13 protein-coding genes are annotated in these 15359 nt (G+C 53.2%); 11 read left to right on the top strand and 2 right to left on the bottom strand.

What is annotated here, in order from left to right:
- Positions 1-8 precede the first annotated feature (8 nt).
- The 3 genes from LN244_RS08410 to LN244_RS08400 are packed head-to-tail and all read left to right on the top strand — an operon-like array spanning position 9 to position 1812.
- A complete protein-coding gene (locus tag LN244_RS08410; protein ID WP_239039354.1) occupies positions 9-794 on the top strand; it encodes an ABC transporter permease in 786 nt (261 codons plus the stop codon).
- Positions 779-1510, top strand: coding sequence for an ABC transporter ATP-binding protein (locus LN244_RS08405; RefSeq protein ID WP_239039353.1), 732 nt, complete (start codon positions 779-781; stop codon positions 1508-1510). Before LN244_RS08410 ends, LN244_RS08405 begins: the two co-directional genes overlap by 16 nt.
- Before the next feature lie 2 nt (positions 1511-1512).
- A complete protein-coding gene (locus LN244_RS08400) occupies positions 1513-1812 on the top strand; it encodes a DsrE family protein (protein ID WP_239039352.1) in 300 nt (99 codons plus the stop codon).
- Between the two features lie 37 nt (positions 1813-1849).
- On the opposite strand, the gene LN244_RS08395 is transcribed toward LN244_RS08400, so the two are convergent.
- The gene (locus tag LN244_RS08395; RefSeq protein ID WP_239039351.1) at positions 1850-2497 is read right to left on the bottom strand and encodes a pentapeptide repeat-containing protein; all 648 of its coding nucleotides are present in this window, start codon (positions 2495-2497) and stop codon (positions 1850-1852) included.
- 58 nt (positions 2498-2555) lie between these two features.
- Entirely contained in the window at positions 2556-4433 is a 1878-nt protein-coding gene (locus tag LN244_RS08390) for a PQQ-dependent methanol/ethanol family dehydrogenase (protein ID WP_408904440.1), read from the bottom strand.
- A gap of 387 nt (positions 4434-4820) precedes the next feature.
- On the opposite strand from LN244_RS08390, the gene pedF reads away from it, so the two are divergent.
- The 8 genes from pedF (at position 4821) to LN244_RS08350 (ending at position 15354) form a co-directional block, all read left to right on the top strand.
- The gene (pedF, locus tag LN244_RS08385) at positions 4821-5261 is read left to right on the top strand and encodes a cytochrome c-550 PedF (protein WP_239039350.1); all 441 of its coding nucleotides are present in this window, start codon (positions 4821-4823) and stop codon (positions 5259-5261) included.
- Positions 5248-6183, top strand: a complete 936-nt coding sequence (locus LN244_RS08380) for a substrate-binding periplasmic protein (RefSeq protein ID WP_239039349.1) — start codon at positions 5248-5250, stop codon at positions 6181-6183. The genes pedF and LN244_RS08380 overlap by 14 nt, the downstream gene beginning before the upstream one ends.
- Positions 6184-6241: 58 nt before the next feature.
- The gene (locus LN244_RS08375) at positions 6242-6991 is read left to right on the top strand and encodes a quinoprotein dehydrogenase-associated SoxYZ-like carrier (protein WP_239039348.1); all 750 of its coding nucleotides are present in this window, start codon (positions 6242-6244) and stop codon (positions 6989-6991) included.
- Between the two features lie 9 nt (positions 6992-7000).
- On the top strand, positions 7001-7924 hold the full coding sequence (locus tag LN244_RS08370) for a quinoprotein relay system zinc metallohydrolase 1 (RefSeq protein WP_239039347.1): 924 nt from the start codon (positions 7001-7003) through the stop codon (positions 7922-7924).
- A gap of 178 nt (positions 7925-8102) precedes the next feature.
- Entirely contained in the window at positions 8103-9875 is a 1773-nt protein-coding gene (locus LN244_RS08365) for a PQQ-dependent methanol/ethanol family dehydrogenase (RefSeq protein ID WP_239039346.1), read from the top strand.
- Positions 9876-10188: 313 nt separating this feature from the next.
- Complete coding sequence (locus tag LN244_RS08360; RefSeq protein WP_239039345.1) at positions 10189-11280, top strand: porin; 1092 nt, start codon at positions 10189-10191, stop codon at positions 11278-11280.
- A 344-nt stretch (positions 11281-11624) separates the two neighbouring features.
- A complete protein-coding gene (nosP, locus tag LN244_RS08355) occupies positions 11625-12773 on the top strand; it encodes a nitric oxide-sensing protein NosP (RefSeq protein WP_338037864.1) in 1149 nt (382 codons plus the stop codon).
- Complete coding sequence (locus tag LN244_RS08350) at positions 12763-15354, top strand: hybrid sensor histidine kinase/response regulator (RefSeq protein WP_239039343.1); 2592 nt, start codon at positions 12763-12765, stop codon at positions 15352-15354. Before nosP ends, LN244_RS08350 begins: the two co-directional genes overlap by 11 nt.
- Positions 15355-15359 lie beyond the last annotated feature (5 nt).

Here is a 15359-nt window from a genome sequence, read left to right as displayed (position 1 = left end):
AGATCAGAATGCACAAGCATCGCTCATCCTTCTGGACGGGACATGCCGTTGGGCGCGCAGTGCTGGGATTCGTTGGGGTTATAGCCTTTGTCGCGATCTGGAAACTGGCTCAGTCCACCGGCTGGGCCAAGGCGGGTACTATCCCGGATCCCTTCCTGTTGCCGCAAACCTTAGTGGAAGAATGGCGTGCTGAGCGTCTGTTGCCAGCTGTTATGTCGAGTCTTGTTCATTATGTCTGGGGCTTGAGTCTGGGAACTTTGCTTGGATTTCTGGTCGGGGCGGTGGCTGCGTCCTCCCGTTGGGCGGACGCACTGCACGCCTGGTTGGCACGCATTCTCAGACCGATTCCGCCGTTGGCATGGGTTGTGTTCGCTATCGCATGGTTCAAAGTGAGTCATGCCGGTGCCGCATTCGTAATTGCCATTGGGGTATTCTGGGTCAACTATTTTGCTACCTGGTCAGCTGTACGCAATGTTGACCCCAAATATTATGAGTTGGCGAGGGCATTCGGCCAGCAGGGCGTGTTGAACCAGGCCGTCAACGTCACCCTGCCTGCTTCGGCACCGGGTATTCTGGCGGGCATGCGTACCGGAATAGGGCAGGCCTGGATGACGTTGATCGCGGCTGAACTGCTGGGCGTACCGGGTATGGGGCAGGAGATGAACGCTGCCGCGGGTGTCGGAGCCTATGAAGCCGTGGTGATCTATATGCTCGTGATATCGCTGGTGTACACCCTGAGCGATACCCTGTTTGCCCGATTTGAAAAGCGAGTGTTGCAATGGCGCCCATCCTGACAATCAAAGACCTGAGCTTTCACTATGGTGACAACTCGTCACCGGTATTTGAAAAACTGAACCTCGAGATCGACAAGGGCGAATTTGTCGCCGTCGTGGGCGGTTCTGGTGTGGGCAAATCAACGCTGCTCAAGTGTGTAGCCGATCTGGCTCACAGCAGTGGGGGGACGATTACGCTGGATATTCCGGAGCGACGTTCAACGCGCCGCCGGGCAACAGTTTTTCAGGATGGCCGCTTGTTACCGTGGAAGCGACTGAGACACAACATTGGCTATGGCCTGAAAGGGCTGGAACTCACGGCTGAGGAGCGCGAGTCTCGCATCGACGAAGTGCTGGTACTGACACGTTTGCAGGAGTTGGCGGATCGCTGGCCTCACCAGTTGTCGGGTGGTCAGGTACAGCGTGCGGGCATTGCCCGTGCACTGGCGGTTCATCCGGATCTGTTGCTGATGGATGAGCCCTTCAGTGCCGTCGATGCGATTACCCGTCAGCATCTGCAGGACGAATTGCTCAATATCTGGCAGAAGACCGGTGCTGCGGTCATGTTTATCACCCATGATATTGAAGAGGCAGTCTATTTGGCTGATCGTGTGGTGGTGTTGTCCGGAAGTCCCGCTCATGTGACCCATGATCAGCGTATAGACTTGCCTCGTCCTCGCGGACGAAATGAGGAAAACTTGCAGCAACTGGCCCACGATATTGCACAGGAGCTTTGAAAGTGGAAAGACTAAAGGTTTTGGTGCATGCACCGACACCCGACGCATTGCAGCGCGCACAGGCAAATGTGCGCAACCTGCTAAAGCTGGAGCCGAATGCAGAGGTTGAGTTGGTCGTTAACGGTCCTGCAGCAGCTGCCGTGGAGATTGACGATGACGATCTGCTGACACGATTGGTGCTTTGCCGCAACAGTCTGGATAAGCAGAATCTCACGCCTCAATCAGAGGCGACGGTTGTTGCTGCTGCGGTTCAGCATCTGGCCCGTCGCCAGCAGCAGGGCTGGAGTTATATCCGGGCCTGAGTGCATGCTTTCCTGAGCACCCGGTTGAGTGGCCAGCCTATTCAACCGGGTGTTTGGGCACCATCCAGTCTGTCGGACAGTTCTGACATTCATTCATATGCGTACCCTGGAAGGTGGCGAACCTGATTTGGGCCCCCCTCAGATCGGCGCCTTGCAGATTGGCATAATTGAACTTGGCTTCCTGTAAATTGGCATTTCTGAGATTGCAGTTGATGAACCGGGTTTTGGTAGCCCAGACCATTTCAAGGTTGGCTGCATACAGAACCGCTGAGTCGAAGTCTGCATTGCTGAGCCTGGCGAAAGAAAGATCGGCTCCGTCCAGACGGGTCTCGCGAAACGATGCTCCCTGCGCATGCATGGCCCAGGCTGAAACTGCCACCATATTGGCATAATCCAGAATGGCACCTTTCAGGTTGGCCTTCTCCAGATTGGCTCGGCTCAGCAGGGCATAGCTGAGATCGGCCCCGCTCAAGTTGGCGCCGCGCAGGTCGGCATGCCTCAAATCCGCGTAGCGCAGGTCAGCACCGCTAAGATCAATTCGATCGAGCTCAAGCCCTGACAGGTCGCGCCCCATCAGATTCGCACCGCTACAAATGGACTCGATGCCCGGATTGCAGTCTGCAATGACGCTTGAGGACAGTAGAAGAGTCAATACTCCGCTGGGAATCAAAGCTGTTTTGGCCATCTTATGGTGTCCTGAGAAGAGGCCTGCCGTCAGGCAGGCCATGGGTGGAGGGTTAGGTCTACTTTTGTGTGATCTCAGATGCCCACTTCGGCAATTTGAAAGCCCAGAAAGAGCCGCCCTGAGGAACGGGTTTGGTCAGGTCAGCCATATCGCCCCCCCACAACGGAACCGCGCCGCCATAGCCGGAGGCAATACCGACATATTGCTCACCATCCATCTCCCAAGTGACAGGGCTGGACACAATTCCTGAACCTGTCTGGAACTTCCATAACTCCTCGCCCGTCCTGGCATCAAAGGCTTTCAGGTAGCCATCGCCGGTGCCCGTGAAGACCAGTCCTCCCTTGGTGGTCAGCACGCCTGCCCAGAGAGGCAGAGCTTCCTTATGTTCCCATTCGATCTCACCGGTCAGGGGGTTCATGGCTCTCAGGATGCCAACGTGATCGTCGTACATCTTGCGAATACGGAAACCCTGTCCCAGGTATGCGGCACCTTTCTGGTAAGTGACGTCTTCAGTCCAGTAGTCTTCCTTCCAGTGGTTGCCAGGCACATAGAACAGGCCGGTATCCTGACTGTAGGCCATGGGATTCCAGTTCTTGCCGCCAAGGAAGGGAGGTGAAACCTCAATTGACTCACCTTTTTTCTCGCCCGGTTTCGGGGGTGGTGGACGCTGACCTTCTACTTCAGCAGGGCGGCCGGTTTCAGGGTCGATGTGGGTTGCCCAGGTAATGTTGTCAACGAAGGGGAAGGCACGAATGAAGTCACCATTTTCGCGGTTAACCACATAGAAGAAACCGTTTCGGTCTGCATGGGCCGTCGCTTTGACCGTTTTACCATCCTCATCGTATTCAAACAGAACCAGTTCGTTGTTGCCGGAGAAGTCCCAGGCATCATTCGGGGTATGCTGGTAGAACCATTTTACTTCGCCTGTGGACGGGTCAACCGCTACCTGACCAGAGGTATAGAGGTTGTCATAATCGAGCGGGTTACCGCCTTTTGACGTTCTTTCCCATGTGTTCCAGGGGGCAGGATTGCCTGCACCGACGATGATGGTGTTGGTCTCAACATCAAAGCTGGCACTCTGCCAGGGAGCACCGCCACCATGGCTCCAGGCTTCAACTTTGCCTGTGGGGGAGTTGGGGTCATCGGGCCAACTCGGTGCACGAGGGTCACCGGTTGGAGTGCTTTCCTTGCCATTCAGGCGCCCCATGTGGCCTTCAACGAAGGGGCGCATCCAGATTTCTTCACCCGTATCAGGATCACGCGCAAACAGTTTTCCAACAACACCAAACTCGTCACCGGATGATCCGTGTATCAGCAACACTTTGCCGGTCTTCTGATCCTTGATCAGAGTAGGGGCCCCGGTCATGGTATAGCCGGCGGTGTGGTCACCAAATTTCTTCTTCCAGACGACTTTGCCGGTGTCCTTGTCCAGCGCGACGATTGCTGCGTCCAGGGTGCCAAAAAATATTTTGTCGCCAAATATGGCGGCGCCTCGATTGACTACATCGCAGCAGGGGCGGATGTCGTCAGGCAGGCGAGCGGCATAGCTCCAGAGCTTCTTGCCACTCTTTGCGTCTATGGCGAATACGCGAGAGTAGGAGCCGGTGATATAAATCACGCCGTCGTGAACAAGGGCCTGAGACTCCTGCCCGCGCTGCTTTTCATCCCCGAAGGAGAAAGACCAGGCGGGCGTGAGCATCTTTACGTTGTCAGTATTCAGTTGTGTCATCGGGCTGTAACGCTGTGCCTTGGGGCCGATGCCATAACCCAGAACGTCTTCAGTAGTCGCCTGGTCATTGAGAATATCTTCCCATGTAACGTCGGAAGACTTGGCCTGGACCATTGTGCTGCCAAGGCCGATGGCAGCCCCAAGGATGACGGCTTGTATCCGTTGGCTCAAAAGCGTACGACCAGGAGTCGTTATTGTTGTTTTCATCTTCTCAATACCCTTTTGGTGAAAGTCGTCAGCCAGGAAATGCTGGCTGTGTGCAAGGGCATTGTGCGAGGTGTTGTGTGGAGGAAGCGACGGAAAGCAGCCCCGACGGATGTGGGAGCCTGTAAGTGGATGATCGGGAAAGCAGACGGGTGTGTCGGGAAAAATTCCCATTTGAAACAATGGTTTATGCGTAAGTTTTACTACTTTCGTGCCGAAGGGTCAAACCATGGTCTTGTTGATGCGCAAAATTTACTACCAAGGGACCATATTTTGGGTGCCAAGGTGTAATTCTGGGCAAAGAGCGTCTGGTTCATCATGAGGCCATCAAAGTCGGGCGGTTGCGCTCGACATTCCGATTAGCCTGAAAAAAAATAATGGTGACCCCGCATGTCCAAGCTGAACAAGTTCACTGGCCTCATGGCCGCTGCCGCCATGGCTACTGCAGTATCCGGTACTGTTCTGGCCCATGGTGATGTCACGCCTCAGGCGGTTAATACAGAAGGTCTGGCTCAACTGGGTGAGGAATGGGCTGATACCAACCCTTACCGTGACAGTGATGACTTCGATCGTGCAGTAGAGATCGGTGCCTCTGCTTATAACCAGAACTGTGCCCGTTGTCACGGCCTGGATGGCATTTCCGGCGGTATTGCTCCTGACCTGCGTTTCCTGACGCCTGATTATGACGGTGACGAATGGTTCAAGTATCGCGTCATCAATGGTGCCGTGCGTGACGGTGCTGTCTACATGCCGCGTATGGCTGATACGTTGAGCCAGGAGGCGCTATGGGCAATTCGCAGCTGGCTGGAGACCAAGTATGTTGAGGAATAAGCTGAAATTACTGCTTATCCCCCTTCTGACAGGCCTGCTCGCGTGCGAGCAGGCTTTTGCACGTCTGTATGATGACGTCATGGCGTCCGGGTACATTCGTATCGGTGTATACAAGGACTTCCCGCCATACTCATTCGTGAAAGACGGGAATCCTTCCGGCGTTGATGTGGAAATCGCGCGCCGCATTGCGGAAGCATTTGATCTGGATCTTCAGTTGCACTGGATTACACCGGACGAGAATCTGGAAGACGACCTGCGTAACAACGTCTGGAAGGGGCATTACCTGGATAAGGACGAAGAAAACCCGCTGGCAATGAAACATCTGGCTGATGTCATGCTCAGGGTTCCCTATGACAAGGCTTATGCCTACAAGCAGGATTCTTTGGGCTACCTGATTAATGAACAGGTGGTGATGAAGGCGCCTTACCAGCAGGAGAGCTGGCAGGTGGCCTACGACAGCAACCGGCTGAACGCTGTTCGTACGGTGGCGGTATTTCAGTATGAACCCATTGGAGTGGAGGTTGATAGCGTTCCGGCTTTCTACTTTACCTCGGCCATGGGGGGGCGCATGCGCAATATGACACGCCATTATCCCACGCCAGGGCTGGCTTTTGAGGCCATGCAGAAGGGGGAGGTGGCAGCGGTAATGGCGATGCAATCTGAAATCGACTGGCTGCTGAAACAGGCCGGTGATCCCCAATACCGTCTGGCTGAAAACGGGTTTCCCACCATGGGGAAGCAGACCTGGGATATCGGTATTGCCATTCGCCAGTCTGATCGTCAATTGGGTTATGCCGTTGAGGAGGTCCTTGATGGAATGATCCGCAGCGGTGACATGGCTGAACTCTTTGCGTCCTATGGGCTTCGATACACCAAGCCCGAGTTTTATCAGGTGATGGCGGAGGTTGGTTCGGAAAATTGATCGCCCCTCCTGAACAATAAAAACAACTGAGGCGAAAATGATGACAGGGATATCTCGAATGCTGACAGGGCTTTTTGCCCTGTTCGCATTTTCGTATGCGCATGCAGCACAACCGGCAGATCCGCTTGAGTCGGTCATGTGGGACTACACCCGCGAGATCTTTATCGGTGATGCCGATTATCGCTTTGATACCTCCATTAAGGTTGAGGTTCCTTCATTTGCAGAGGATCCGACGCAGGTTCCGATAACCATTGATGCTCGCTCCCTGAAAGGGCGTATAGAACGTATCGTAGTCTGGGCTGATCTTAACCCTATCCAGCATATCTTCAATTACTACCCCGGCGACCGTGCCAGCCCTAAAGTGTCTCTGCGTATCAAAGTGCAACAAAGTACGGCAATACGTGCTGCAGTTCGAACACTGAACGGCGAGTGGCATATTGGCTATGCGCAGCTGGAAGCGGCCGGTGGAGGATGTACGACGCCCAGCATGGGGAATGCCGACCCTTACTGGCAAAGCCACCTGGGTGAAGTGAAGGCACGCCGCTTTGCAACCGATGATATGCAGGGCACACGCTTCAAATTTCGCGTGATCCATCCAATGGATACAGGGTTGGTGGATGCCATTCCTGAGTTCTACCTGCAACAGGTCGAGCTGAAGGGGCCTGATGGCGAAGCAGTGGTGCGTATGGAGCTGTCGCCGCCAGTATCCGAAAACCCGGTTATCAGTTTTGATCTGGATGATGAGCGTGAGGGCTACCGTCTGTGGATGCGTGATAACGGTGGCAATGAGTTCAGCCGGGTGCTTTAAGGAGGCGGCATGAGAATCTTGACCTTGTTGATGGTAATGACTTTAAGCATTCCAGTTATTGCTGCGCCGCTTGAGTACAACCTGAGTGCTGAAAAGGTAGCCCTCAATACCTGGTTTATTGAAGGCAAAACTGAAGACTTCAGTTTTGAAAACGGCGGAAATATTGTCAACACAGCGTTCATTGTGACAAATGAAGGGGTAGTGGTGCTCGATACCGGTGTCTCCCGACGCTATGGCGAGGCATTGCATTCATTGATCAGGAGTATCACTGACAAGCCAATCAAGCTGGTGGTGAATACGCATCAGCATCCGGATCATTTTCTGGGTAATCAGGCCTTTGACAGGGCAGTCATCGCTTCACTCGAGCATACGCGAGATCAGATTAGGCAGAATGGTGATGCGTTTGCCGAAAACATGTACCGCCTGGTGGGTGATTGGATGCGTGGTACCGAAGTCGTCGTGCCCGAAAAGGTTATCGAGCCCGGCATGATGGAGATGGGTGGACACCGGCTTGAATGGATCGAGCTGACGGGGCATAGCGGCTCCGACCTGGTACTCTACGACCATACCACAGGTGTGCTGTTTCCGTTTGATATGGTCTTTTATCAGCGTGCACTGACAACGCCTCATACCCCTGGGTTGAACCAGTGGCGGTCTGAAATTCAGCAGCTCAGGCAGATTCCCTTCAGGATTATGCTTCCAGGGCATGGCCCTAAAGTCACAGACCATCGAGCGCTGGACCAGATGAGTGACTATCTGAGCTGGCTGGACGAAACGCTGAAGTCGTCTGCGGAGGCAGGTATGAGCATGACCGAGGTGATGGCACTGCCCATACCTTCGCGTTTTGGTAGTGTTGCGCTCCGGCAAGCCGAATTCGAACGCAGTGTGGTTCATCTCTATCCCGAATATGAAGTTGCTGTCTTTGACCACTGAAATCTCCTTAACGCCCCGAAATACGGGGCTTTCCAAGGAGTATTACTACCAAGTGAGGATAAAACTGCTTCGCCGGTTCAATTGTTGGATCTCTGGTCAGATTCAAAAATGCCTAAACGAGTTGGGAAATTTTCCCGACTTCTCCTGGAAAACAAAAAAATCCTAAAAGGGGACAGCAATGAAGAAGATTGGCCGCAGCAAAGGCTTTGCCCTGACCGCTCTGGTTGCTGCCATGTCTTGTGCAGGTTTTGCACAGGCAGGCATCACTGACAAGGATATCCTTGCCGACCAGATGACCACTGATGACGTGGTATCCAATGGTCTGGGTCCGCGCGCTCAGCGCTACAGCCCGCTCGACAAGCTGAATGCTGAAACCGTCAAGGAACTGCGTCCTGTATGGTCGTTCTCCTTCGGCGGCGAAAAACAGCGTGGGCAGGAATCTCAGCCGATGGTGAAAGACGGTGTCATGTATGTCACCGGTTCCTACTCCCGCGTATTTGCGATTGATGCCAAAACCGGTGAAGAGCTTTGGGAATACAACGCTCGACTGCCCGACGGCATCATGCCCTGCTGTGACGTAATCAACCGTGGCGTTGCCCTGTATGACGACCTGGTGATTTTCGGCACTCTGGACGCCAAGCTGGTTGCCCTGAACAAGGACACCGGTAAGGTGGTTTGGAAGAAGACCGTTGCCGATTACAAGGAAGGTTACTCGCTGACGGCAGCTCCGCTGGTCGTTAAAGGCAAGATCATTACCGGTGTATCCGGTGGTGAATTTGGCGTTGTCGGCAAGGTCGAGGCTTATGACGCCAAGACCGGTGATCTGGTCTGGACTCGCCCGACCGTAGAAGGTCACATGGGTTACATCTGGAAAGATGGCAAGAAGATTGAGAATGGTATTTCCGGTGGCAAGCCGGGCGAAACCTGGCCGGGCGACCTGTGGAAGACCGGTGGCGCTGCGACCTGGTTGGGCGGTACCTATGACCCTGATACCGACCTGCTGTTCTTCGGTACTGGTAACCCGGCTCCGTGGAACTCCCATCTGCGTCCAGGCGACAACCTGTTCTCCTCATCTCGTCTTGCGATCGATCCGGATACCGGCAAAATCGCTTGGCACTTCCAGACCACGCCGCACGATGGCTGGGACTTTGACGGTGTTAACGAGCTGATCGCTTTTGATTACAAGGACGGCGGCAAAACCGTAAAAGCGGCTGCAACTGCAGACCGTAACGGTTTCTTCTACGTGCTTAACCGTGAAAACGGTGACTTCATCCGTGGCTTCCCGTTCGTCGACAAAATCACCTGGGCTGAAGGTCTGGATGAAAAAGGTCGTCCGATCTTCACCAAAGATGGTCGTCCGGGTAACCCCGCAGATGCCAAAGATGGTAAGAAAGGTGAGCCTGTAGTATCTGCACCGTCCTTCCTGGGTGGTAAGAACTGGATGCCAATGGCATACAGCCAGGATACCGGTTTGTTCTATGTGCCCTCTAACGAGTGGGCCATGGATATCTGGAACGAGCCAGTTTCCTACAAGAAAGGTGCCGCTTACCTGGGTGCAGGCTTTACCATCAAGCCGCTGAATGAAGAGTACATCGGTGTGCTGCGTGCAATAGATCCGAAATCCGGCAAGGAAGTATGGCGTTACAAGAACTTCGCACCTCTGTGGGGCGGCGTTCTGGCCACCAAGGGTAACCTGGTTTTCACCGGTAACCCTGAAGGTTACCTGATGGCGTTTGACGCCAAGACAGGTGAAATGCTGTACAAGTTCCAGACCGGTTCCGGCATCGTTGGTTCTCCGATCACCTGGGAAATGGATGGCGAACAGTACGTATCCGTTGTTTCCGGCTGGGGTGGTGCAGTACCGCTCTGGGGTGGTGAAGTGGCCAAGCGCGTGAAGCACCTGAACCAGGGTGGTTCCGTGTGGACCTTCAAGCTGCCAAAAGACAGCTGATCAACGCCTGAGTAAAGTGTTTTAAAAAGCCCTGCCGGGAAACCGGCAGGGCTTTTTTGTGTTGAACTTTTCAAGGTGTTTAATCTCAATAATTCAGTGTGTTACAGCATAAATCTAATGTTGCAGGTGCTTCTACTACCTTAGGGCAGGGGAGTACGACTGGTGCAGGAATACCGGTATTAATGCTGTGGGTTCGGCGCTAAAGTTTCAGTCCAACAATGCCTCTGCAGCATGGGTTTGTGTCCCTCAAATCGAGATCATCATGCCATCGTATTAACGATGTCATGACTGAAGTTTCAATCTGGGGGAAACCATGAAGAATAAAAAAATGACCACCAAACTCCTGCCTGCGATGATCGCGCTGGGTATGGCTGCTCAGGCGCAAGCCGGTATTACACTGTATGACCAGGAAGGCACAACCTTTTCTGCGGATGGTCTTCTGAATGCATTTTACACCTACCAGGACCAGGGAGATCAGCAGGTTTCTCGTGTCCGTATGGGCTTCCTGCCAAACTACATTGGTTTCAATGTCACCAAAGAAGCTGATGGCCTCAAGCTGGGCGGTCGTTCTTCTTTTTGGGTAACCATTAACGACTCAAATAATCTTAATGAAGATTCAACCAAAACCGATACAGGCATAGACGTTCGTCAATTTTATGCAACTGTAGACGGTGAATTCGGTCAGGTATTGTTTGGTAAGGATTTCGGCCTTTATGCTCGCAGCAATATCTTTAACGATGAGCTGCTGCTGGGCGTAGGCTTTGCACCTAAGGGAACTGCAGGAACAACCTTCGGTAACATCACCACTGGTTACCCCTATGCAAATCCCAATGCACAGATTACCTACCGTACTCCAGAAGTAAACGGTTTTAAACTGGCTGTCGGTATCCTTGATCCGAATTATGATTTTACCCCAGGTAATACTCGCTACAGCGAAGATCCGCGTCTGGAAGCTGAACTGACCTACGGTACCAAGTTTGACGGCGGGCACTTCAATGCTTGGATCAGTGCTGCTGTTGGTGAAACCACAACGGCAGCTACTGATACCACTGTAGATGCACATGGTGTCGCTTACGGTGCTCAGATTGGTTACGGTGGTCTTAAGTTGACCGTTTCAGGCTTCGATCAGCAGGGTATTCCGACCAGCTTCGCAAGCAACAACCTCTCAACTGAAGCCGAATCAGATGGCTATCTCGTCCAGACTTCATACACTTACAACTCAGTGCGTGGTGTCTTGTCTCATGGCAACGTTGATAACAATGGCACCGAGAGTGAGCTGAATGCAGCAGGGCTGTTCTACAGTATCAACGACAACCTGCAGTTGGTTGCAGAGTACAGCGTGTATGAGGCAGATGGCAATGATGATATCGATACTATCGCGATGGGTGCCGTTCTGACCTGGTAAACCGCGTTGTTGTGACACCTGACCGCACAACTGGACCCCTTCACCGGTTGTGCGGTTTTTTTTGCTTGATTTTGCCCTCAATATGCTCACATTGACGGTCATCTCGGTCCTGTAGTACAGAGTCGATCATGTGAATCCGCTTTCTTACATCTTTAGTAGTAGTTTTCGCGGCCTGGATTTTATAAAAGCGACTCCATAATTAATTGTTCTTTTATAACAATTAGTTAGGCTTGTTTATGCTTTGTTGAGAAAGTACTGAAGTAGCATTACCTGACTCTATGAGCAGGATTACAATTTAAATTGCCTTGTTTTTCAGCGCGAGTACCACTCCAATGAACGCGCCCTTGTTCAAAGATCCAATCCGCTCCTCGATGTCTTCGGCACAGGATCCACAGCTGGCCGCTTTTGAGCTGGCGGCTGAGCTTAATGATTCAGAGCTTGGATTCGTTCTCTTTTTCTGCTCGGCCGAGTATAACCTCCAGGCCTTGTCTGTTGCGTTGACGACCGCCTTTCCCGGAGTGCGTCTTGCCGGCTGTACCACCGCAGGTGAATTAACCCCCAGGGGTTACGATCAGGGTACAGTTACGGCAATTGGCTTCGACCGAAACCTCTTTTCAATTGAGGTTGGGTTGGTCGAGGCGCTGGATCAATTTACGCTGACTGAAGCGCAATCTTTGATTGATGCACTCGTCGCCGGTTGCCAGCAGAGACGGGTGGCCCCCATCAAGGGTCATACCTTTGCACTGACTCTACTTGATGGCTTGTCGAGTCAGGAAGAACTGGTGTTGCTGACTCTGGATTCCGTATTGGGCAGCATCCCTCATTTTGGTGGCTCAGCGGGGGACGATATTCACCTGACGGGTACACATGTTTACTATGATGGTGAGTTTCGCACACGGGCCGCCGTTGTCATCATGGTCAATACACCGTTGGATTTTGAAGTCTTTACGACACACCACATGCGCAGCCTTGAGCAGAAACTCGTTGTGACTCAGGCAGACCCGGCAACGCGCACGGTCTACGAATTGAATGCAGAACCTGCTGCAATTGAATATGCGCGCCAGCTTGGTCTTAATCCTGAAGAGCTGGATTACCGTGTATTTGCTTTGAATCCTCTCGCTGTTCGAATAGGGCAGGAGTATTACGTGAGGTCTATCCAGAAAGTAAACCCGGATATGAGCCTTACTTTCTACTGCGCAGTGGAGAACGGCATCGTCCTGACAGCCATGCAGCCCGAAGCCATGTTGCCGAATTTGGCTCAGCGCTTTGAGGCGATCGAACAGACGCTGGGTAAACCCCTGATCACGATTGGTTGTGATTGCTTCCTGCGGCGGCTGGAGGCGGAATACACCGAACATACCCAGGAGACTTCCGAATTCCTGGTCGATCATAACGTGATCGGTTTCAATACCTATGGCGAACAGTTTGACGGTATGCACCTCAACCAGACCTTTACCGGGGTCGTGATCGGCAGGACAGCGAATGAGTTCTGAGCCTACACGCGAACAGTTATTGGCAAGGATCGCCCAGCTTGAGCAGGAGAACGACAAGCTTACGCGCATGAAGGATGCGCTGATCGAGCGTGTGGAATCAAGCAGTACTGTGCGTACCGCTCCCTATGCGGCGTTCGAGCATTCAGTTGTGCTTGCTGAACAGGTTAGAGAGCGTACTGAGGCACTGAATACCGCTCTGGCAGAGCTTAAGCGTAGCAACTATGCGCTCAAGCAGGCCAATCAGGAGGCGGCGACTGCCCATCAGCGCCTCATTGATGCAATCGAGAGTATTTCGGATGCGTTTGTGCTGTTCGATGAGCAACGCAGAATCCTGCTGTTCAACAGTCGTTTTCGTGATTACTGGGAAGGCACCGGCACGGAGATTGAGCGTGGTGCAACGATTCAGGATGTCAGTCGACTTGCACTGGAGCGGGGCGTTGTTCTTGAAGAGCATGTTGGCAAAGGTGATGAAGCGACTGTCTACCGCCTGTCCAATGGTCGCTGGGTCCAGGTGAGTGAACGTCATACCGGTGAAGGCGGCCTGGTTATTCTCTACACCGACATCACCGACCTGAAAGCCAGTGAGGCGGCTCAGCGTGAGCAGGCGCTGGCGCAAAAAAGCAGGCTTCTGCAGAGTACGGTTGACAACCTTTCACAAGGGGTCGCGCTGGTTAACCCGGAGGGCTGTCTCGAAGTATGGAACCATCGTTTCGTCGAATTAACGCATATCCATGCTGCCGGAGGCATGCCGTTTGACCAGTTGATGGAGCAATCCGAGGTTGCGCTACTGACACCCGATGTTCAGGACAGCTCTGGCAGGCCATTGCAGGAAATGGAGCAGCGCCTTTCGGATGGCAGGGTTTTGGAGATTCGTACCCATCCCATGCCTTCGGGTGGCTTCGTAAACACCTACACCGATATTACCGAGCGTTATCAGTATGCCGAAACCCTTCGCGAGAATGAGCACTGGCTGCGTCTGATCACCGACCATGTGCCTGCGTTGATTGCCTACGTGGGTGAAAACGGCTGCTTCCAGTTCACCAGTCAGGTCTATGACGACTGGTACGGCTGGCCCCGGGGTTCACTTATTGGGCAGAGTATTCGCCAGGTACATGGCGATCAGTTGTACAGTCGCCTGGAACCTTATATCCAGCATGCATTGGGTGGGGAGAATACGACCTTTGAGATCGATGAGTACAATGCCGCCGGCGAGCCGCGACATATGCTCAAGTCCTATGTTCCCAACCTTGATGCAGAAGGACGTGCCGTTGGCTTCTTCGTATTGATTCGTGATATCACCGAACGTAAGCGTACGGCTATGGCGCTGCAGCAGGCCTACCAGAATCTTGAACAGCGTGTTCGTGAGCGTACGTCTGAATTGACCGAGGTTAACCAGCAGTTGCGCCAGGAAATTGAGGAGCGTCGTGAGATCGAAGCTCGTCTGCTGGATGCTAAGCAGGATGCTGAACAGGCCAATTTGTCTAAAACCAAATTCCTGGCTGCAGTGAGTCACGACCTCTTACAGCCGCTGAATGCAGCACGATTGTTCACCGGGGCATTGCAGGAACAGGCAATGCCTGAGCGTATCAGTTCTCTGGTTTACTCAGTCAGTAATTCCCTGCAGGACGTTGAAACACTTCTGGGGACGCTGGTTGATATTTCAAAGCTGGATGCCGGGGTTATCAAGCCGGATATCAGTGCCTTCAGACTGAACGAACTGCTCGATACCCTGGCCACTGAATACACGCAGATAGCCGCTGCAGAAGGGCTCAGGTTTCGTTTCCGTGGAAGCGATGCGGTAGTGGTCAGTGATGCTACCTTGCTGGCTCGTATCTTGCGGAATTTTCTCACCAATGCGTTGCGTTATACGCCTTCCGGAGGTGAAATCCTGCTGGGGTGCCGCAGACGGGGCGAAAAACTGCTGATTGAGGTCTGGGATACGGGGTCTGGCATACCGGCAGACAAGTTGACCGAGATCTTTCAGGAGTTTCGTCGCATCCCGAATGCCAATCATCAGCAGGATAAAGGGCTTGGTCTGGGTTTGGCGATCGTCGACAAAATCAGTCACATGCTTGAACATCCCGTTCGTGTTCGCTCACAGGAAGGTGTGGGCTCCGTATTCTCCGTCGAACTCCCGATCGGTCGTTTGAATCCTCAGTCCTTTACACCCAGATTCAAGGATCCGGGTATTGATAACCAGTTGCAGGGTGCTCGTATCTGGATGGTGGACAATGATGCCGCTATTTGTGCAGGCATGGCCACTTTGCTTGGTGGTTGGGGGTGTGAAGTCATTACCGCGCTGGGGCTTGAAGACTTGCAGCAGCACGTGTCGATAGGCAGTGAAGCTCTGGATCTTCTGATTGCAGACTACCATCTCGACGACGGTGCCACAGGCATTGAGCTTGTCAGGGATATTCTGCAGCAGCGTTCAGACACGCCTCCCGTGTTAATGATCACGGCCAACTACAGCAACGAGCTCAAGCAGGAAGTGAAGGAGCAGGGGTATCTCTTGATGAATAAGCCAATCCGGCCGCTGAAGCTCAAGGCCACGCTCGCGCACCTGCTCCAGGGGCGGCCCTGACCGCC

This window comes from Marinobacterium sediminicola (assembly GCF_022343685.1).
In the GTDB taxonomy this organism is placed as follows: Bacteria; Pseudomonadota; Gammaproteobacteria; order Pseudomonadales; family Balneatricaceae; genus Marinobacterium; species Marinobacterium sediminicola.
Note: the sequence above shows the minus strand (reverse complement) of the source record. Positions and strands in the feature narration are given on the sequence as shown.

Coding starts and splice junctions, on each gene's coding strand:
- LN244_RS08365 (WP_239039346.1), top strand. CDS start 8,103: ATGAAGAAGATTGGCCGCAGCAAAGGCTTTGCCCTGACCGCTCTGGTT.
- LN244_RS08390 (WP_408904440.1), bottom strand. CDS start 4,433: ATGAAAACAACAATAACGACTCCTGGTCGTACGCTTTTGAGCCAACGG.
- LN244_RS08380 (WP_239039349.1), top strand. CDS start 5,248: ATGTTGAGGAATAAGCTGAAATTACTGCTTATCCCCCTTCTGACAGGC.
- LN244_RS08370 (WP_239039347.1), top strand. CDS start 7,001: ATGAGAATCTTGACCTTGTTGATGGTAATGACTTTAAGCATTCCAGTT.
- LN244_RS08350 (WP_239039343.1), top strand. CDS start 12,763: ATGAGTTCTGAGCCTACACGCGAACAGTTATTGGCAAGGATCGCCCAG.
- LN244_RS08375 (WP_239039348.1), top strand. CDS start 6,242: ATGCTGACAGGGCTTTTTGCCCTGTTCGCATTTTCGTATGCGCATGCA.
- LN244_RS08410 (WP_239039354.1), top strand. CDS start 9: ATGCACAAGCATCGCTCATCCTTCTGGACGGGACATGCCGTTGGGCGC.
- LN244_RS08405 (WP_239039353.1), top strand. CDS start 779: ATGGCGCCCATCCTGACAATCAAAGACCTGAGCTTTCACTATGGTGAC.
- LN244_RS08395 (WP_239039351.1), bottom strand. CDS start 2,497: ATGGCCAAAACAGCTTTGATTCCCAGCGGAGTATTGACTCTTCTACTG.
- LN244_RS08360 (WP_239039345.1), top strand. CDS start 10,189: ATGAAGAATAAAAAAATGACCACCAAACTCCTGCCTGCGATGATCGCG.
- pedF (WP_239039350.1), top strand. CDS start 4,821: ATGTCCAAGCTGAACAAGTTCACTGGCCTCATGGCCGCTGCCGCCATG.